General features: G+C 74.2%; 19 protein-coding genes. 11 read left to right on the top strand and 8 right to left on the bottom strand.

Going from position 1 to position 17,034, the window contains the following annotated elements; all coding sequences use genetic code 11:
- Window positions 1-17: 17 nt before the first annotated feature.
- Entirely contained in the window at window positions 18-740 is a 723-nt protein-coding gene (locus tag ACZ7BZ_RS21825) for a rhomboid-like protein (RefSeq protein WP_470359715.1), read from the bottom strand.
- Between the two features lie 293 nt (window positions 741-1,033).
- Here ACZ7BZ_RS21825 and ACZ7BZ_RS21820 point away from each other — a divergent pair, with 293 nt between their 5' ends.
- The 4 genes from ACZ7BZ_RS21820 (at window position 1,034) to ACZ7BZ_RS21805 (ending at window position 5,324) form a co-directional block, all read left to right on the top strand.
- Window positions 1,034-1,753: a rhomboid-like protein gene (locus tag ACZ7BZ_RS21820; protein WP_470359714.1), complete on the top strand. Its 720-nt coding sequence runs from the start codon at window positions 1,034-1,036 to the stop codon at window positions 1,751-1,753.
- 97 nt (window positions 1,754-1,850) lie between these two features.
- On the top strand, window positions 1,851-2,684 hold the full coding sequence (locus ACZ7BZ_RS21815; RefSeq protein WP_380452403.1) for an SAM-dependent methyltransferase: 834 nt from the start codon (window positions 1,851-1,853) through the stop codon (window positions 2,682-2,684).
- Window positions 2,685-3,021: 337 nt separating this feature from the next.
- Window positions 3,022-4,434 carry an argininosuccinate synthase gene (argG, locus tag ACZ7BZ_RS21810; protein ID WP_380452401.1) on the top strand — a complete coding sequence of 471 codons (1,413 nt, stop codon included), beginning with the start codon at window positions 3,022-3,024 and terminating at the stop codon, window positions 4,432-4,434.
- 221 nt (window positions 4,435-4,655) lie between these two features.
- The gene (locus ACZ7BZ_RS21805; RefSeq protein ID WP_470359713.1) at window positions 4,656-5,324 is read left to right on the top strand and encodes a GAP family protein; all 669 of its coding nucleotides are present in this window, start codon (window positions 4,656-4,658) and stop codon (window positions 5,322-5,324) included.
- 92 nt (window positions 5,325-5,416) lie between these two features.
- Here the strand turns inward: ACZ7BZ_RS21805 and ACZ7BZ_RS21800 are convergent, their stop codons facing one another.
- From ACZ7BZ_RS21800 to ACZ7BZ_RS21790, 3 genes are all read right to left on the bottom strand, one after another.
- Window positions 5,417-6,112 carry a hypothetical protein gene (locus tag ACZ7BZ_RS21800; protein ID WP_470359712.1) on the bottom strand — a complete coding sequence of 232 codons (696 nt, stop codon included), beginning with the start codon at window positions 6,110-6,112 and terminating at the stop codon, window positions 5,417-5,419.
- Window positions 6,109-6,645 carry an RNA polymerase sigma factor gene (locus ACZ7BZ_RS21795; protein WP_470359711.1) on the bottom strand — a complete coding sequence of 179 codons (537 nt, stop codon included), beginning with the start codon at window positions 6,643-6,645 and terminating at the stop codon, window positions 6,109-6,111. Before ACZ7BZ_RS21795 ends, ACZ7BZ_RS21800 begins: the two co-directional genes overlap by 4 nt.
- 417 nt (window positions 6,646-7,062) lie before the next feature.
- Entirely contained in the window at window positions 7,063-7,536 is a 474-nt protein-coding gene (locus ACZ7BZ_RS21790) for a MarR family winged helix-turn-helix transcriptional regulator (RefSeq protein ID WP_470359710.1), read from the bottom strand.
- Between the two features lie 185 nt (window positions 7,537-7,721).
- Here ACZ7BZ_RS21790 and ACZ7BZ_RS21785 point away from each other — a divergent pair, with 185 nt between their 5' ends.
- Entirely contained in the window at window positions 7,722-8,132 is a 411-nt protein-coding gene (locus tag ACZ7BZ_RS21785; RefSeq protein WP_380452391.1) for an organic hydroperoxide resistance protein, read from the top strand.
- A 149-nt stretch (window positions 8,133-8,281) separates the two neighbouring features.
- Here the strand turns inward: ACZ7BZ_RS21785 and ACZ7BZ_RS21780 are convergent, their stop codons facing one another.
- Complete coding sequence (locus ACZ7BZ_RS21780; protein ID WP_470359709.1) at window positions 8,282-8,674, bottom strand: SHOCT domain-containing protein; 393 nt, start codon at window positions 8,672-8,674, stop codon at window positions 8,282-8,284.
- Window positions 8,675-8,883: 209 nt separating this feature from the next.
- Here ACZ7BZ_RS21780 and ACZ7BZ_RS21775 point away from each other — a divergent pair, with 209 nt between their 5' ends.
- Complete coding sequence (locus ACZ7BZ_RS21775; RefSeq protein ID WP_470359708.1) at window positions 8,884-9,255, top strand: hypothetical protein; 372 nt, start codon at window positions 8,884-8,886, stop codon at window positions 9,253-9,255.
- 73 nt (window positions 9,256-9,328) lie between these two features.
- Entirely contained in the window at window positions 9,329-9,757 is a 429-nt protein-coding gene (locus ACZ7BZ_RS21770; RefSeq protein WP_470359707.1) for a DUF6210 family protein, read from the top strand.
- Window positions 9,758-9,843: 86 nt separating this feature from the next.
- Here ACZ7BZ_RS21770 and ACZ7BZ_RS21765 read toward each other — a convergent pair whose 3' ends face one another.
- Together ACZ7BZ_RS21765 and ACZ7BZ_RS21760 are read right to left on the bottom strand one after the other, a co-directional pair.
- The gene (locus tag ACZ7BZ_RS21765) at window positions 9,844-10,494 is read right to left on the bottom strand and encodes a LamG domain-containing protein (protein WP_380452383.1); all 651 of its coding nucleotides are present in this window, start codon (window positions 10,492-10,494) and stop codon (window positions 9,844-9,846) included.
- Between the two features lie 244 nt (window positions 10,495-10,738).
- A complete protein-coding gene (locus ACZ7BZ_RS21760; RefSeq protein WP_380452381.1) occupies window positions 10,739-11,368 on the bottom strand; it encodes a CBS domain-containing protein in 630 nt (209 codons plus the stop codon).
- Between the two features lie 421 nt (window positions 11,369-11,789).
- Between ACZ7BZ_RS21760 and ACZ7BZ_RS21755 the strand changes: the two genes are divergently transcribed.
- Window positions 11,790-13,637, top strand: a complete 1,848-nt coding sequence (locus ACZ7BZ_RS21755; RefSeq protein ID WP_470359706.1) for a hypothetical protein — start codon at window positions 11,790-11,792, stop codon at window positions 13,635-13,637.
- On the opposite strand, the gene ACZ7BZ_RS21750 is transcribed toward ACZ7BZ_RS21755, so the two are convergent.
- Window positions 13,621-14,841, bottom strand: a complete 1,221-nt coding sequence (locus ACZ7BZ_RS21750) for an FAD-dependent monooxygenase (protein ID WP_470359705.1) — start codon at window positions 14,839-14,841, stop codon at window positions 13,621-13,623. The two genes, ACZ7BZ_RS21755 and ACZ7BZ_RS21750, sit on opposite strands and share 17 nt — an antisense overlap.
- A 111-nt stretch (window positions 14,842-14,952) precedes the next feature.
- Between ACZ7BZ_RS21750 and ACZ7BZ_RS21745 the strand changes: the two genes are divergently transcribed.
- From ACZ7BZ_RS21745 to ACZ7BZ_RS21735, 3 genes are all read left to right on the top strand, one after another.
- Window positions 14,953-15,672: a TetR/AcrR family transcriptional regulator gene (locus ACZ7BZ_RS21745; protein WP_470359704.1), complete on the top strand. Its 720-nt coding sequence runs from the start codon at window positions 14,953-14,955 to the stop codon at window positions 15,670-15,672.
- A gap of 78 nt (window positions 15,673-15,750) precedes the next feature.
- Window positions 15,751-16,551, top strand: a complete 801-nt coding sequence (locus ACZ7BZ_RS21740) for a HEAT repeat domain-containing protein (protein ID WP_470359703.1) — start codon at window positions 15,751-15,753, stop codon at window positions 16,549-16,551.
- 192 nt (window positions 16,552-16,743) lie between these two features.
- On the top strand, window positions 16,744-17,013 hold the full coding sequence (locus tag ACZ7BZ_RS21735) for a GlsB/YeaQ/YmgE family stress response membrane protein (protein ID WP_470359702.1): 270 nt from the start codon (window positions 16,744-16,746) through the stop codon (window positions 17,011-17,013).
- Window positions 17,014-17,034 lie beyond the last annotated feature (21 nt).

The raw sequence follows: 17,034 nt of genomic DNA, 5'->3' as shown, positions 1-17,034 counted from the left end.
CCCTCACCGCTCGCCCCTCACCGCTCGCGCAGCCTCCCGCGCAACCGCCGCCCGACCGCCCGCACGAAGGCGACCGGGTCGAAGGAGCCCGGTCGGTCCCGGGCGATCGGGTAGCAGGCGAGCCCGATCAGCGCCGCGCTGAGGTGGCCGATGCTGGTGTAGTCCCGGCTGTGGTGGACGCCGTAGACGTACACGGCCAGCACCCCCACCAGGTACAGGTACCGCCAGGGCCGCACGATGAGGTAGGTGAGCACCGCGACCACCCCGGCGAGCGCGTAGCTGACGCCGTAGTCCAGCGTGTAGACGGCCTTCGGCGCGGCGATGCCGCGGTGGATCGCCCAGCCGAGGACGCCCTCGCTGAGGTACGTCGCACCGACGTGCGCCAGCACCGCGACCGAGAGCCAGCGCAGTGTGCCCAGCCAGCGCTCGGCGGGCACGTGGAACAGGTTGTACAGCACGAAGTAGCCGAGCCAGCCGCCGCCGGCGATCCACAGCGCGCTGGTCGCCAGCACCCGGACCGGCGAGACCTGCAGATGGTGGAGGTTGGTGGAGCGCCGCTCCAGGATCCGGTCCGCGGTCACCGGGTCGACGTGCCGGATCACCTGGGTGGTGACCAGCAGGATCGCCAGCCAGATGTAGGTGCCGGGAGCGCGCCGGATGTACCGCCACACCGCCCGAGCCGCGCGCGCCCACCAGGGCCCCCGGCGCGCCTGCCGCACCCCGGTGGAGCTGCCGGTCATCGACGCCTCCTCGACGGTCCCCCTCACCCTCGCCCGGCCGGGCCCCCGCCCGCCGCCGCGGCGGCCCATTCGGGTGATCCCGCCCGACGACCGCCCGCAGGCCGCCTGCGAGCCGCTTGCCGACCGCTCGGGCTCCACGGGCCGCACGGGCCCCACTGGCGTCACGGGCGTCACCGCCGTCACCCGTCCGGGGACCGTCGGCGGACGGGCACCCCCGACTGCCGTAGGCTGGCTCTCCGGCTGCCCGTGGAGCCGCCGGCACCGGATACCGCACAGCAAGGGCGCCAGGCACGATGACGGACCGCCTCGGGACGACGAAACCGACCGACCCCGCCACCGCCCCGCGAGCGGCGTCCAGAACGGCCGCCCTCCGCTCGACGGCCCGCAGAACCGCCCTCCGGCTGCGCCTCACCTCCGTCTACGTCGTCCTGCTGACCCTCACCGCCTCCTGGCTCGCCAACGAGAGCCATGCCGCGCGGGCCCGGTTCGTCCGGCACAACAGCAGCAACGTCCACCACATGGAGGTGGGCAAGTGGTGGACGCTGTTCACCAGCGGCCTGGTGGTCGACGGCGTCCCGGCGTGGGTCGGCATCGCGGCCGTCGCCGTCGCCCTGGGCCTGGCCGAGTGGCGCTGGGGCCCGGCCCGCGCGGGCGCGGTGTTCGTCCTCGGTCACCTCGGCGCCACCCTGCTCACCGAGGGGGCGATGTGGGTGATGCTGACCGCCCGCATCCCGGGCGCGCTCTCCCGCGCGAGGGACGTGGGGATCAGCTACGGGCTGGTCGCCACCGTCGGCTGCCTGCTCGCCCTGGGCCCGCGCGCGCTGCGCCGGTACGGTCTGCCGGCCCTGGCCCTCGCACTGGCCGGCGCCTGGGCGTCGGACCAGCAACTGGCCGACGCCGGACACCTGGTGGCCCTCGGCCTCGGCGTCCTCGCCGCCCGGATGCCCTGGCTGCGCGCCCGGGCCTCCGCCGACACCGGTGACCCCCGTGGTGAACCCGCCCCGGGGCGCTGATCGTCCTTCCAAGTGGGCCGGGTACGATGCAGAACCGATCAACCGGCTGGCTGCCAGCTTCTGATGACAGTTGATCAGGCCAAACGGAGGGGACCCGATGCCCGAGTTCGACAACGCCACGAACACCACGGACGTGACCGACCCGGCGGGCTTCGTGGACCCGGTGATGCTGCAGACCCACCGCCCCCACCCGGCCCGGATCTACGACTACTGGCTGGGCGGCAAGGACAACTTCCCGCCGGACCGGGCGGCCGCAGAGCACGCGATCGCCGCCGCGCCCGACATCCCGCAGGCCGCCCGCGAGAACCGCGCCTTCCTGCGCCGGGCCGTCCGGCTCTGCGTCGAGGCCGGCGTCCGCCAGTTCATCGACATCGGCTCCGGTCTGCCCGCCCGGGGCAATGTGCACGAGGTCGCGCAGGAGCTGGCCCCGGACTCCCGGGTGGTCTACATCGACAACGACCCGATCGTGCTCGCCCACGGCCGGGCGCTGCTCGCGAGCAACGACTCCACCACCGTGCTGACTGGCGATCTGCGCGATCTCGACGAACTGCTCGACCGGCCCGCGCTGCGCGAGCTGATCGACCTCTCCCAGCCGGTCGCCGTCATGCTGGTGGCCGTCCTGCACTTCGTCGACGACGCCCAGGCCGCCGCAGCCGTCCAGGCGGTCCACCGTCGGCTCGCCCCGGGCAGTTTCCTGCTGCTCTCGCACAGCACCGCCGAGGGCAATCCGCAGCGGGCCGCCGAGGTCGTGAAGACCTGGGACGACACCGACTCGCGCATCCGGCTCCGCGGCCGCTCCGAGGTGGAGGCCTTCCTCACGGGCTGGGAGCTGCTGGAACCGGGTGTGGACTTCGTCCCGCTCTGGCGCCCGGACGGCCCGACCGCGGGCTCCACCCGCTGGATGTACGCGGGCGTCGGCCGCAAGGCCTGACCTCGCACCCCCGCCACCACTGCAGGGCCGGACTCCCCTCGGGAGCCCGGCCCGTCGTTTTCCCCGCCGCTTCCTGCAGCTCCCCGCCAGTCCCCGACCCGCGCGGCCCGAGCAACCCGTCAAGGCCACCAAACGCCTCCCCATCCAACGGAGTTGATGCCCGGAGCGGCCAGGGGGACCCACCCACAGGAGCAGCCACCCCGACCGACGCGTCCGTATGCTCTTGCGGTACTCTGCAAATCTATGCCAGAGTGCGGGCATCGGATCAATCAGGCCGAATCCCCTCACACGTCGCTAAATCAGGAGCCCGCACCGCGGGTGGGTCAAGGGTGCATGCATGTCGAAGGTCTTGAGCAAGCTGCCGGTCGGTGAACGGATCGGCATCGCATTCTCGGGTGGGTTGGACACCTCCGTCGCGGTCGCGTGGATGCGCGAGCACGGTGCCGTCCCCTACGCCTACACGGCCGACATCGGCCAGTACGACGAGCCGAACCTCGCCGATGTCCCGGCCCGTGGCCGTGCCTACGGCGCCGAGCAGGCCCGCCTGATCGACTGCCGGGCCCCGCTGGTCGAGGAGGGCCTGGCCGCCCTGGCCTGCGGCGCCTTCCACATCCGCTCCGCCGGGCAGACCTACTTCAACACCACCCCGCTCGGCCGCGCCGTGACCGGCACGCTGCTGGTCCGGGCCATGCAGGAGGACGGCGTCTCCATCTGGGGCGACGGTTCCACCTACAAGGGCAACGACATCGAGCGGTTCTACCGCTACGGTCTGCTTGCCAACCCCAACCTGCGGATCTACAAGCCGTGGCTGGACCAGGACTTCGTCGACCAGCTCGGCGGCCGCAAGGAGATGTCCGAGTGGCTGGCCGAGCGCGACCTGCCCTACCGGGACTCCGCCGAGAAGGCTTACTCCACCGACGCCAACATCTGGGGCGCCACCCACGAGGCCAAGCGGCTGGAGTACCTGGACACCTCGATGGAGATCGTCGCCCCGATCATGGGCGTCGCCTTCTGGGACCCGTCCGTCGAGATCCGGACCGAGGACGTCACCGTCGACTTCGAGTTCGGCCGTCCGGTCCGGATCAACGGCCGTGAGTTCGACACCGCCGTGGAGCTGGTGCACGAGGCCAACCAGATCGGCGGCCGGCACGGTCTGGGCATGTCAGACCAGATCGAGAACCGGATCATCGAGGCCAAGAGCCGCGGCATCTACGAGGCCCCGGGCATGGCGCTGCTGCACATCGCTTACGAGCGCCTCCTGAACGCGATCCACAACGAGGACACCATCGCCACCTACCACACCCAGGGTCGGCGCCTCGGCCGCCTGATGTACGAGGGCCGCTGGTTCGACCCGCAGGCGCTGATGCTCCGCGACAGCCTGCAGAAGTGGGTCGGCCAGGCCGTCACCGGCAGCGTGACCCTGCGGCTGCGGCGTGGCCAGGACTACTCGGTGATCGACACCCAGGGTCCGAACTTCAGCTACCACCCGGAGAAGCTGTCGATGGAGCGCAGCGTCGACGCCGCCTTCGTCCCGGACGACCGGATCGGCCAGCTGACCATGCGCAACCTGGACATCGCCGACTCCCGCAGCAAACTGGAGCAGTACGCGGGTCATGGCCAGCTGGCGCAGTGGAGCGGCCTGATCGGCGAGCTCGCCCCGGGCGGCGCGGCGCCGATCGCCGCCGGCACCGGCGACGAGAACCGGTCGACCCCGCTCGACCACGCGGCGATCGAGTCCGGCACCGACTGACCGGGCACCGACGGACCGGGGCACCGGCCGACCCGGTCCGTCGCGGGGACCGTCACACCACACCGGTGCGGCGGCCCCCGGCCGTCACGCCGGACATCGCCCCGCCACCGGCTCGACCTCACCCGAACGGCCGTACCGGCCGTGCGCCCCGCCGCCGACGGTAGCTGAATGGCGGACGGCGCCCGGGGACGGGAAGGCAGGTCCGCGGATGGGTGAGGCGGATGGGTGAGGCGATCGGTCCGATGCTGGCCTCGGCGGTGGCGGTCGGGCTCAGTCCGCTGCCGCTGATCGCCGTGCTGCTGATCCTCGCCTCACCGCGCGGTCGGGCCAACGGATCGGCGTTCGCGGCCGGCTGGGTGCTCGGCCTGGCGGCGGTCGTGGCGCTCGTGGTGGCGGCCGGGCGCGCGCTGAGCCCGGACGGCGGCAGACCGACCTGGTCGTCCTGGCTGAAGCTCGCCCTGGGCATCGCCCTGCTCGTCCTCGCGGCCCAGCAGTGGCGCAACCGCCCGCGGCCAGGGCACGTCACCGCGCCACCGACCTGGCTGCTGGGGATCGATCGCCTCACCCCGACCCGGTCCGCCGCCCTCGCCGCGGCCCTGGTCTGGTCCCGCCCCACCACCCTGATCCCGGCCCTCGGTGGCGCCGCCTCGATCGCCGCCACCCCCTCCGGCGCCGGAGCCCGGGCAGGGGCCGCCGCCCTGCTGGTACTGATCGGCTCGCTGGGCACCATCGTCCCGCTCACCGTCCAGTTCCGCGGTGCCGACCGCTCGGTCCACGCCCTCGGCGAGTGGCGCGCCTGGATGGCGGCGCACCACGCGGCGATCATGACCGCCGTCCCGATCGTGCTCGGCGCCGACTACCTCGGCAGCGCCGTCTCCGGACTCAGCTGACCAGTACCCGCCGATCCGCCTGGCCCAGAGCACCGAACCCGTCACCGGATCCACCCGGTCACCGCACCCGGCCCACCACCACACCAGCCCCGTCACCGGATCCGCACCACCCCCCGCCCCCGCACCGCGCGCACGCCCAGCCGCCCCTCGTCCGCCACCGACGGTGCCGCCACGACGCCCCGCAGGGTCAGCAGAATCTCGCCGTCGTAGCGCTCCGCCAGCAGTCGGGCCAGCTCGGCGGCGCAGCCCGGCCGGGCCTCCGGGGCGAGTTGCGGCAGCCGCCCCGGGTCGCTGAGGTCCTCGGCCTCGGCGGCCCAACGGGCGGCGTCACGCCGTTCGCCCTCGGCGGCGTAGTGGACCGCCAGGCAGTGGACGGCCAGCTGGTCGCCGTACTGGACGGCGATCCGCCACCAGAAGACCCCGTCCGCGGTGCGGCCCATGCCGTAGAGCAGGCAGCCGAGGGTGCGGAACGCGGCCTTCTCGGCGAGTTCGAGGTCCAGGGCCAGCTCCCCCGGTTCCACCGCGCCCGCCACCCCGGCGCACAGGTGCCGCAGGTCGCGACGCAGTTCGGACCGTCCGGCGGTGCCTGAATGGTCCCAGGCCGCCGGGGCGTGCGGCGGCCGGGCGACGGCAGGTGGGCGGGCGGGTCGCTCGCGCCCGGTGGGGGTGGTCCGGCGGGCGGCGGCCAGCCGTTCGGCCAGCCGGCGGGTGAAGGCCACCGGGTCGTGGTCACGGAACTCCTGGTCCAGCTCGGCGGTGTGGGCGCGCAGCAGCCCGGTGACCTTCATGTCGCCTGCCCGTCGTCCGGGTGCTCCAGCAGGTACTCCAGGTGCCGCCGCCCCAGGCTGTAGTAGGTGCGGGCGGTGGTGTGCGCGATGCCGAGCGAGCGGCCGATGTCGTGGTAGGACAGGCCCGCCTGACGCAGCCGGACGACATCGGCCTGGACCGGCGCGGCGCGCGCGAGTTCGTCCATCGCCCAGTCCAGGGCGTCCAGTTCGGCGAGTTCCTCCAGCTCGTCCTGGCTGGTGTCGGGGCGGCGCTGGGCGATCACCCGCAGCCGTTTGCGTTCGGCGCGCCGGCGCTCGCGCAGGACGTCGACCACCGCATCCTTGACGATCTTGAACGCGAAGGCCTGCGGGTCCTGGCTGGCCAGGGCCCGGCGCCAGTTCTTGTAGAGGGTGGTGCCGGCGTTCTGAACGGCGTCCTGGGCGTCCTCGCGGTGGCGCAGGCGCTGCTGGGCGTAGCGGAGGTAGCCGGTGTTCTCGCGGGTGAAGAACGCCTCGAAGTCGTTCGGCAGGTCGTCGAGCGGGTCCGCTCGCAAGCTCCGCTCCCCGCCCGGCCCGGGAGTGTTCACACGCGCCCCCTTCCTGAGTCAGCTGGCCGGCCCACCCGGGTGGCACGCCGACGGCCCCCTCGGGGGGCTCGTGCTGTAACCGTTCGGGAGGTGCGGGTTGTCGACCGGATCGGGCGGACATTTGGGAACGTTTACGTTCATTTTCGAACAGTGCCGCTGACCTGCTCCTTTGGGCACGCGGATCACCGCCCACCAGCCCGGACGTGACCCAGATCACACTCGGCCCGGAGGTCGGCTTGACAAGCCGGACGATGCCTTCGCCACGGTCGACGCCAGCCCTCGCGACACCCGCGCCACGGTCGACGCCAGCCCTCGCGACACCCGCGCCACGGTCGACGCCAGCCCTCGCGACACCCGCGCCACGGTCGACGCCAGCCCCAGGGACTACGGCGCCGGCTCCACCTCCGCCGAGTCCAGCGCGACGGTCACCCGCTCCAGCAGGACCTGCAGCGCGGCCAGGTCCTCGACCGGCAGTCCGGTCGCCGCGAGCAGCCGGCGCGGCACCTGGCCGGCCCGCCCGCGCAGCGCCGATCCCTCGACGGTGAGGCTGACGGTGACCGACCGCTCATCCTCGGGACTGCGCACACGGTGCACCAATCCGGCCGCCTCCAGCCGCTTGAGCAGCGGGGACAGGGTGCCGGAGTCGAGCCGCAGCCGCTCGCCGATCCGCTTGACGGGCAGTTCGCCGTCCTCCCAGAGCACCAGCATCACCAGGTACTGCGGATAGGTGAGCCCGAGCTCCCGGAGCAGGACCCGGTAGACGCCACCGAAGGCGCGCGAGGCCGCGTTGAGCGAGAAGCAGATCTGCTGGTCGAGGCGGAGCAGTTCCTCGTCCGCCATACCGGGGAGCGTGGTCATGACCCCATGGTACCGACCATCGCCGCACTATTCAGTTGTGCCCAATTGAATGGTGTGCTCTAATTATGGGGCGGTCACCGACCGAGCCCACCGCAAGGGGCCGGCCACGGCCGACGCAGCACGACCCCCACATGCCTCCGCGCACCTCCACGCACCACGGACCGCGCATCACGAAGGGACCCACCATGGACGCGCTCTACACCGCCGCCGCCACCGCCAACGGCCGTGAGGGCCGCGCCGTCAGCTCCGACGGCCAGCTGGACCTCGCCCTCGCGATGCCGCCCGCGCTCGGCGGTAGCGGTCAGGGCACCAACCCCGAGCAGCTGTTCGCGGCCGGCTACGCCGCCTGCTTCGCCAGCGCCCTCGGCCTGGTCGGCCGGCAGGCCCGGGTGGACACCGGCGAGGCCTCGGTGACCGCCGAGGTCTCCATCGGCAAGGACGGCGCCGGCTTCGGCCTGTCCGTCGTGCTGCGGGTGGAGCTGCCCGAGTCGCTCGCGGGCGAGACCGGCGAGCTGCTGGTCAAGCAGGCCCACGAGGTCTGCCCGTACTCCCGCGCCACCCGGGGCAACATCTCGGTCGAGCTGATCGTCGAGTAGGCCCCCGCCAGAGCCCGTCCGGCGGATCCTGCCGGGCAGACCCGAGTCCCGCGCTCCGGCGGCCCCGCCGGCAGGGAGGCCCGCCGCACCCCGTGTGCGGCGGGCCCCACCCGTTCCCCCGCCCCTCCATCCCCGGATCCCCCGGTCGGTCAGCCGCCGAGACCGTCCGGACCACCCGCGCCAGTCGGACCGCCCGGACCTCCCCCGCCACTCGGGCCCTCCTGGCCGCCCGGCGAGCGCAAGGTCTCCAGCCGGTGCCGGTACTCCTCCGCGTCGATCTCGCCCCGCGCGAACCGATCCGCGAGCACCTGCTCCGGGGTCGGGCCGTGCGACCCCCACCCGTGCGGCCCGCCACCCGCCACCCCGGAGGCGCCCGGTCCGTACGGGATCGGCTGCCGCGAGCGGGAGACGTACCGGAACAGGGCGACGGCCAGGAGCACCAGCACCGCCAGGACGAGCAGCGAGATGATCACCATCACGGCGATGCCCCAGCCGCCCGGTCCGTGACCGGGGCCGTAACCGTGCCAATGCCAGTGCCTCATCAGGTCCTCCTCCTCCGGCCCAGCGGGCCCGCCGAGGTGAGCGGCGCCGTGGCGACCCACTCGCCACGAGGCCCGAGCTGCCGCGCCGCCCGGGGTGATCAGCGCCTTACCACCATCGTGCGCCCGCACCTGGTCAAAGCGCCGTGAAGAAAGCCTGAGAAAACGTTCCTGCCGAAGCGGCCCCGCCCACCGGAGTAGCGTTTCCGCCTATGAACCACCATCCGCCCGACGGCCACCGCTCCCCCGAGCAGCTCGTCGCGGACGGCCTGCTCCGCCGCCACACCGACCACCGGCCCCACCCCGCGCTCCGCCACACCCCGATCGCCTACCTCTCCACCGCGCTCTGGAGCGAACTCGCCGCCCTCGCCATCGCCCCCAGCGCCGCCGAGGCCACCGTCACCGCCCTGCTGCGCGAACTCGCCGACCAGGCGGTGGACGCCGCGCTGGCCCCCGGCAACGAGCGCGCCCCGCGCGACGACCTGTACGTCACCGACCCCGCGCACATCGGCCCGCACCGCCGGGCGGTCTGGTTCCAGCGCTCCGGCCCGGGCGGCCCGATCACCGCCGCGTTCGCGCCCTAGCCGCGCCTCTGACCGGCACACCCCCGCGCAATGGCGTTGACCCGACGGCCGGGCCGTCGGCCAGACTGCTCCCGTGCTCCCCCGACGCTTCGTGACCCTCGACCAGGACGGCCCGCCCGAGGGCGGGTGGCTGCACGTGATCGTCGCGGCCCCGACCGGTGTCGTCCACCGGCAGCAGTACGGCGGCCAGGAGTGCCGCCGGGGCCGGGCGGAGGGCTTCCTGGTGCCGGTGTTCGACCCCGCCACACTGGACGCGCTGCGTCGGCTCTTCGAGGAGGAGTTCGCCGGCGCGGCCACCTGGAACCGCTCCTGCCCCGAGGACGAGCGCGCGAGGTTGCGCGGGATCGTCGGACGCGTCCCCTACAGGACCTCGGACGGGCGAGGCCGACGCACGGCACGCCCTGGAGCTGGACGGGGGCCGCATCCACGAGGCCGACTAGACCTGGGTGCCGGTGGCCACTCCGGACGGCCCCGGACTGCTGTGTGGTCCAACTCGGACTGAGCCCGGAACGAAAGCACAGCTGTCGGACCGAACAGACCGAACGCGGACCGAACGCGGAGCGACAGCGGTGACCCCGCCCCGCCGGGTCAGCGCTCGACCGTCAGGCTCTCGCACACCCAGCTCAGCCGGTCCGGCCCGTCGAACGCCGGCCGGTCGTGGTACGTCCCGTCCGCCACCGACAGGTTGACGATCAGGTAGGCGTGCCAGCCGGTCCCGACCCCGTGCAGGTCCGCGTAGACCAGCTCGTCCTCCACGTACCAGTCCACCGAGTGAGCGCCGAGCGCCACCCGCAGGCCGACGCTCGCGCCGGGGGCGACCCCGACGCCGCCGCCGTGCCAGTACCGGAAGCCGCCGCGGACGTGGTTGGAGATCTCCAGGAGGTCCGGGTTGTCCGGGTGGTACTCGAAGACGTCGACCTCGTTGCCGCCGTCCCTCCAGGTCCAGATCGCCGGCCAGGCACCCAGCCCGGTGGGCAGGGTGACCTGGGCCGACAGCACGTCCCCGGTGCGGACCTGGAAGGCCTCCGGACTGCCCTCGGTGGTCAGCAGGTTGCAGGTCCAGAGGCCGCCGGTGCGCCGCCGGACCGCGCTGAACACCCCGCCCGGGCAGTACTCGTGGCTCAGGTAGTCGAGCTTGTGGTCGCTCCGGTTGGTCGGCCCCATCCGGGGGTACGCGCTGCTGCGCCCGGCGATCCACTGCCTGGTCGAAGTGAAGTCCGCGTCGAACACGACTGCCACGGCCGCCTCCCCGAAGCTCCGGCGTCCCGGCAGTCCGAACCGCCAGGCACACAGGGTGAGTTACCCGATACGCTCCGCAGTATGCAAACCGGGCCGACACGACCACGACAATCCTGAGCCGACGCCGGAGCCGACACGCGACACCCGACACCCGACACCCGACACCCGACACCCGACACAACGCCGACGCCGACTCCGCGCGGACACCGGATCCGCGCCGACACCGGAGCCGACGATCGACCACTCAGCCGACCGAGGCCGTGGCACCTCCGGCCCGGAGCCGGTCGGTCACCGAGACCACCCCGTCCACCGAGCGGCACAGGTTCAGCACGATCGGCACCAGGTGTGCCTCGGGCACGGTGCCGCTGAGCACCACCCGGCCCTGGTCTACCTCCACCCCGATCTCCGCCGGGCTCACCCCGTCGATCCGGCCGAGCACCTCCTCGACGATCTCCCGCCGGATCACCCGGTCCTCGCGCAGGAACACCCGCAGCAGGTCCCCCCGGCTCACCATGCCGACGACCCGCCCCTCCTCGTCCAGCACCGGCAGCCGCTTCAGCCCGTGCCGGCTCATCAGCCGGGCCGCCGCGACCACGCTGCTGTCGGGCGTGGTGCAGACCGGCTGGGCCGTCATCAGGTCCGCCGCCGTGATCTCGCCGCCCTGCCCGGCCCGCGCCGATTCGGGCGGGGGCAGCAGACTGCCGAGGTCTTCCTGCGCGGCCAGGGTGCGCAGCAGGTCCGCCTCCGACACCAGTCCGAGCGGCCGCCCGTCCGGGTCCACCACCGGTACCCCGGTGATGTCGTACTCGGTCAGCAGCGCGACGATCTCCCGGAATCCGGTCTCGGGTGCGATCCGGACCACGGGGCTGGTCATCACAGTTTCGACGGTGGCATGCGGCACGCCGGTTCACCTCGTCCAACGATGTTGGTCCGACCGGATGCGGATCGTCCCGGCCGGTACCGGCAGCATGGCGCCCGGCCGCGCGGATCGCCAGGGGCCAAGGGGCCGAATGGGTGGGACCAACGGCCCTGACCTGCGAACATTCCTCCGACGAACGACTTCGGCGGGCACTCGCACCAGCGCACTCCGGAGCAGCGGTACGGACCAGCGGTACGGAGCGGGGACGCGGACCGCCCGCCGCTGCCGCGCCGGCGTCCCGCCCGGACGGCGCAACCATCACATGATCGACTCGTTGGACCGTCCACCACGACAGCACGCACAGCACCGGGAGGGCCCGTTGGCAGGACGGACGGCGGGGAAGCCACCGGCGAGCCGGGGTGCGTGGGCGCGCCCGGTGGCGGAGGCCGAGGCCGCGCTGGTGCACCACTACCGCAGGCTGGTGCGGCTCGCCTACCTCGCCCTGCCGGCCGACCGGGACCGGCACAGCCGGGTGCTCGCCGCCCACGCCGCCGTCCAGCGCGCCCTGCCCTTCCGCTGGACCCGCCACCCCGATCCCCCAGTGGCCGGGCCCACAGTCGCCCAGGCCGCCCCGACCGAGCCCGCCACCACCGACCCGGTGTACGCGGCCCTGCGCCGCCGGGTGCTGCACGCCGCACTGCGGCCCCGGCCCGGCGCCCGGCTGCTGGCGCCCCGGGTCTGGGGCCTGCGGCTGTTCACCCCGCCCGGCGGCGAGCAGGACGCCGCGCTGGACCACGCGCTCGGCGCACTCGACGCCCCGTCCCGGGCCGCGTTCGCGCTCCTGGCGGTGGAGGAGCTGACCGGGCCGCAGGCGGTGGAGGTGCTGCGGGAGGCCGGGGTGGCCCAGCCGGAGGAGGCGGTCGCGGCCGCCGCCGAGGTCCCGGCCGGGCCGGAGGCCGAACCGCCCGCGTTCGACCCGTGCTCCGTCCGGGTGCAGCCCACCGACCTGCTGCGCCGCCGCCGTACGCTCGCCGCCGCACTGGTGGTCGGGGTGCTCGGGCTGACCACGACGGCGGCGGTGCTGGGCGGCGGTTCCACTCCGGCGGGCAGCACCGTGGCGCCGGACGGCGGCCGGCCCGGCCCGACCGACCCGGCCCGGCTGGTCCGGGTGGCGCCGGACGCCTGGCAGCACACCGCGCGGGTCGACTTCACCGCCTGGCCCGCGCGCGGCGACCGGCGCGAGGACGGCGCCCTGCTCGGCCGCGCCCTGGCCGCCTGGTCGCAGCCGGGCCCGCGGACCCGTGCCGAACCGGGCACCGACACCGCCCCGCCCGTCACCTCACCGCAGTTGCTGTTCGCCGGGACGGTGGACGGTACGGGCGTGGCGGTGCTGTACGACGGCCGCCGGATCGCCCGGTTCGCCGACAGGCCCGGCGGCGGGCTGGACCTCGCCCGAGCCGACGCCTCGGACCCGACCACGGCGGGCGCGGTGGTGCTCAGCCGTCAGGGCACCGCCCTGCGCTACCTGCTGGCGCCCTGGGTGGACACCGCCGAGACCCGCCGGATCGACCAGCCCGACGCCGCCGCCCGCCCGCTGGACCACCCCGGCGGGGTCACCGCGGCCGCGCCGGGCGGCGGCCCGGCGGACTGCCGCGGCGCCACCGTGCTCCAACTGCACTCCTCCCCGGTGATCGCAGAGAAGCACGCCTTCCTGCTGGCCGACGTCGGCGGCCTCCTCCCGGCGCACCTGAGCTACACCCCGCCGCCGGACCGCGGCCAGCCCGCCCGCGAGCCGCGCGAGGTGGTCGCCCCCGAGGCGCTGCAGGCCTGGGCCCGGGCCGGCTGCGCGGTGCCGGACGGCACACCGGGCGTCAAGCAGCTCAACCTGTGGGCGTTCGCGGTGCAGTCGCTGCCGCAGAACGGGGGCTCGGCCGCCTGGTTCTGTCTGCGCGCCGACCGCTGGACGGGCGAGGGCAGCGCGGCCACCGCCGTACTGCTTCCGACCGCCCGGGGGCCCCAGCGCACCGGCGGCGGCCCGGGCCGCTCGTGCAGCCACTTCGAGCAGGACACCGTGGCCTGGACGTGGTGGCACTCCCCGCAGGGCGCGGACTACCTGCTCGCGGCGGGCAGTCGGCGGGTCACCCGACTGTCCGTCAAGGGCTCGGACTGGTCGGCCGACCGCCCCGCCCCGGACCGCACCCTGGCGATCGAGCGGCCCGCCCGGGGCGTCGTCCAGGTCGAGGCCGTGCTCGACAACGGCAACCGGATCAGCCCGCCGCACTGACCGCACCACCCGCCAGGAGCGCCGCGTAGTCCGGCAGTTCGACGCTGGAGACCTGCTTGCCGAGCTCCAGCATCCGGTCCAGCACCCACCGCCGGTTGAGCAGCCCGTTGCGCAGCCGCAGTCCGGCCCCGGTGCGCGGTGCCAGGAAGGGGCCGGTGCGGTCGCCGCCCTTCTGGCAGCCCCGGGCGTAGCCGCGCAGCAGCCGCTCGTACCGGGTGAAGGCGGTCCGGTGGTCGCCACGGGCCAGCGCCAGCTCACCGGCGAGGACGTAGGCGGCCACCACGGCCGTGCCGGTGCCCATCCCGCCGATCGTGGCACCGCAGGCGGCGTCGCCGAGCAGGGCGATCCGGCCGGTGGACCAGCTGGGGACGTCGGCGCGGCTGATCGAGTCGAAGTACAGCTCGGGCGCGGCGTCCAGGCTCCGGAGCAACTGCGGCACGAGCCAGCCGAGGCCCGCGAAGGCATCCCGGACCAGCGCCTTCTGCTGCCCGGTGTCATGGCGGTCGTAGCGCAGTTCGGGCGAGGCGAAGAGGCAGAAGGCCCCCGCCCGGGCCGGGTCGCGGGGGTCGGCGCCGACGGACATCAGCCGGCCGGGGACGTTCAGGCCGGCTCCGCCCTCCGGCAGGCCGCCGCAGTTCGGCAGCTGCCAGGTGGCCGCGTAGTAGCCGAGGTGGCGGACGAACCGCTGCTCGGGGCCGAAGGCGAGCCGCCGCACGGTGGAGTGCAGCCCGTCCGCGCCGATCACCAGGTCGAACTCGCGCGGTGCGCCGTGCCGGAAGGCGACCCGTACTCCGCCGGCCGTCTCCTCCAGGGTTTCGACGGTGTCGCCGAAGACGTACTCGGCGCGGGGGGCGCTGTGCCGGTGGAGCACCTGGGCCAGTTCTCCGCGCGGGATCTCCAGCTCGCCGCCCGCGAACTCGGCGGGCAGGTGCAGCAGTCGGCGGCCGCGCCGGTCCACGAAGGTGATCGGGCTGCCGCCGGTGTCGAGGGCGCGCAGTTCGTCCAGCACGCCCATCCGCTCCAGCACGGTGCGGTGGGCGCGCCCCCGGAAGTCGACGTTCTGCCCGCCGCCGCGCAGTGCGGGCGCGAGTTCGACCACGGTGACCTCGAAGCCGTACCGGCCCAGCCAGTGCGCCAGTGCGGGGCCGGCGATGCTCGCGCCCGAGATCAGCACCCTGGTGCGGGTGCGCGCGGAAGCGCTCATGGGAACCACTCCGTCCGAGGATCGGAAACTGTGTCCGACGGACACTGTTTGTTGCTGTGTACGGTAGACACAGTTGGCGGGCGGGGGCAACCCCCGGGACGGGAGCGGACGATGGGCGAGACGGCGAACGACACGGTGCGACTGCTCTGGGAGCAGCCCGCGCGGCCGACCCGCGGACCCAAGCCGGCCCTCAGCCTGGAGCGGATCGCCGCCGCCGGCGTCGAGGTGGCGGACGCGGAGGGGCTGGGCGCGGTCTCCATGCAGAAGGTCGCCGGGATGCTCGACTTCACCAAGATGTCTCTCTACCGGTACGTCCCCGGCAAGGCCGAACTCCTCGCACTGATGGTCGAGTCGGCCCTCGGCGAGCCCACCGCAGCCGCGGACGGACCCGGCTGGCGGGAGCAACTCACCGCCTGGTCACATCAGTTGTCCGCCGCCTTCGCCCGCCACCCCTGGCTGCTGGACGCCACCCTCGGCCGCCGGGTGCCCGGCCCGAGGGAACTCGCCTGGCTGGAGCGGGTGGTGGCCGCCCTCGACGGCAACGGGCTGAGCGGCGCCGAACGGATGGACGCCGCCGTACTGCTCTCCGGGCACGTGCGCACCATCGCCGAACAGGCCCGCGCGGTCGGCCCGGACGGCTCCCCCGAGGCCGAACTCCTCGCCGCTCTCGGCACTGTGGTGCAACAGCACGCCGACCGCTACCCGGCCGTGGCCGCCGCGATGGCCGAACCGGACGGACGCGACCAGGCCCTGGACTTCGGCCTGGCCCGCATCATGGACGGCCTGGCCGCCCTGATCGACCGCCGCACCGGCCCGGAGCGCCCGGCGTAGCCGCCCGAAAGCCCGCTGACCCGTCAGCCCGTTGACCCGTCGAGCCTCGACCGCCCGGACCGGCTACCATCCGCTCCCATGGCGATGTTCGTGCACCTGACGTCCACGGCGAACACGCCGCGCATCCGCCGCGCCGGGATCCGGGCCGACAGCCGAGGCCAGGGCGGAGTGCGCGGGGTGTACTGCTTCCCCGTACTGCCCTCGTACGCCCTCACCCACCAGTGGCTGCGCGAGCTGGCCCGGTTCGGCCCGAAGGGTTCGCTGGCCGCGGTGCACGTCCGACTGGACGACACCCAGCAGGTGCTGGTCGGGCACTACCGGGACCGCGCCAAGGAGGCGCAGCGGTGGCTGACCGCCGCCGAGGCGGTCGCCCGGATCGCCGCCCTGCCGGACCCGCGCGGCTGGGAGGTCGTCGTACCGCGCGCAGTGGGCGCCCGCGAGGTGCACCGGGTCCGCGCGGTGCCGCAGGTCGCGGGCTGGCGCTACCTCCCGGACGCCCACGGCACCCGGCCGTGCACCTGCTTCGGCTGCCGGATCCGCGGCGAGTACGGCGGCCGGCGGCTGCGCGAGCGCCGTCCGCACCCGCTGGACGGCCCGCCGCCACCCGTGCCCGTGCTGCTCGCCCGGATCGAGGCGGCGGGCGATCCCGGCGACCCGGACGCGCTGCGCTCCGCCCTGCACTGGTTCGGCCTGCGCCGCCGCGGCCCGGTGGAGCGCCTCGCCCGACTGGCCGCCCACCCCGATCCGGGCGTCCGCCAGGAACTGGTCCTGGCGGTCCAGGGCTGGTCCACACCGGGTGTCACCGAACTGCTGGACGGCCTCGCCGAGGATCCGGACCCGGACGTCCGCGAGGCCGTCGCGGACGTCCGGGAGCTCTGACCCCGCCGGGCAGCCCGGCTCAGGAGACGCCCTTGAGCCGCCAGGAGTTCCTCTCCGGGCTCGGCGCGGCGGAGTGCGGCGCCCCTCCCCCGACGTGCCCGTTCGACCGAACCGGGTGATCATGGGACGAACCGTGTCTTCGGCGATTCGGCGTACCGGCACCCTCCGGCCGCGCCGGGAAGGTGGACCGCGATGTTCCAGCTCCTCTGGATTCTGCTCATCGGCTTCGTGCTCGGCGTGCTCGCCAAGCTGATCCTGCGCGGGCCGCAGTCGATCCCGTGGTGGCTGACCATGCTGCTCGGCGCCGCCGGGGCCTGGCTGGGCAACGCCGTCTCCGGCTGGATCGGTGTCCGCCACACCTCCGGCATCGACTGGATCCGTCACATCCTCCAACTCGGCTTCGCCGTGGCCCTGGTGGCCATCGTCGCACCGGCCTGGAGCAAGAACCGCAGCCCCCGCTGATCGCACCCCCGGGTGGTCCGA

The organism is Kitasatospora sp. NPDC036934 (assembly GCF_055608425.1).
Note: the sequence above shows the minus strand (reverse complement) of the source record. Positions and strands in the feature narration are given on the sequence as shown.

What these genes read in the sequence shown, in the direction of transcription:
- ACZ7BZ_RS21825 (WP_470359715.1), bottom strand. Translation starts at nt 740, where the DNA reads ATGACCGGCAGCTCCACCGGGGTGCGGCAGGCGCGCCGGGGGCCCTGG.
- ACZ7BZ_RS21820 (WP_470359714.1), top strand. Translation starts at nt 1,034, where the DNA reads ATGACGGACCGCCTCGGGACGACGAAACCGACCGACCCCGCCACCGCC.
- ACZ7BZ_RS21815 (WP_380452403.1), top strand. Translation starts at nt 1,851, where the DNA reads ATGCCCGAGTTCGACAACGCCACGAACACCACGGACGTGACCGACCCG.
- argG (WP_380452401.1), top strand. Translation starts at nt 3,022, where the DNA reads ATGTCGAAGGTCTTGAGCAAGCTGCCGGTCGGTGAACGGATCGGCATC.
- ACZ7BZ_RS21805 (WP_470359713.1), top strand. Translation starts at nt 4,656, where the DNA reads ATGGGTGAGGCGATCGGTCCGATGCTGGCCTCGGCGGTGGCGGTCGGG.
- ACZ7BZ_RS21800 (WP_470359712.1), bottom strand. Translation starts at nt 6,112, where the DNA reads ATGAAGGTCACCGGGCTGCTGCGCGCCCACACCGCCGAGCTGGACCAG.
- ACZ7BZ_RS21790 (WP_470359710.1), bottom strand. Translation starts at nt 7,536, where the DNA reads ATGACCACGCTCCCCGGTATGGCGGACGAGGAACTGCTCCGCCTCGAC.
- ACZ7BZ_RS21785 (WP_380452391.1), top strand. Translation starts at nt 7,722, where the DNA reads ATGGACGCGCTCTACACCGCCGCCGCCACCGCCAACGGCCGTGAGGGC.
- ACZ7BZ_RS21780 (WP_470359709.1), bottom strand. Translation starts at nt 8,674, where the DNA reads ATGAGGCACTGGCATTGGCACGGTTACGGCCCCGGTCACGGACCGGGC.
- ACZ7BZ_RS21775 (WP_470359708.1), top strand. Translation starts at nt 8,884, where the DNA reads ATGAACCACCATCCGCCCGACGGCCACCGCTCCCCCGAGCAGCTCGTC.
- ACZ7BZ_RS21760 (WP_380452381.1), bottom strand. Translation starts at nt 11,368, where the DNA reads ATGACCAGCCCCGTGGTCCGGATCGCACCCGAGACCGGATTCCGGGAG.
- ACZ7BZ_RS21750 (WP_470359705.1), bottom strand. Translation starts at nt 14,841, where the DNA reads ATGAGCGCTTCCGCGCGCACCCGCACCAGGGTGCTGATCTCGGGCGCG.
- ACZ7BZ_RS21745 (WP_470359704.1), top strand. Translation starts at nt 14,953, where the DNA reads ATGGGCGAGACGGCGAACGACACGGTGCGACTGCTCTGGGAGCAGCCC.
- ACZ7BZ_RS21740 (WP_470359703.1), top strand. Translation starts at nt 15,751, where the DNA reads ATGGCGATGTTCGTGCACCTGACGTCCACGGCGAACACGCCGCGCATC.
- ACZ7BZ_RS21735 (WP_470359702.1), top strand. Translation starts at nt 16,744, where the DNA reads ATGTTCCAGCTCCTCTGGATTCTGCTCATCGGCTTCGTGCTCGGCGTG.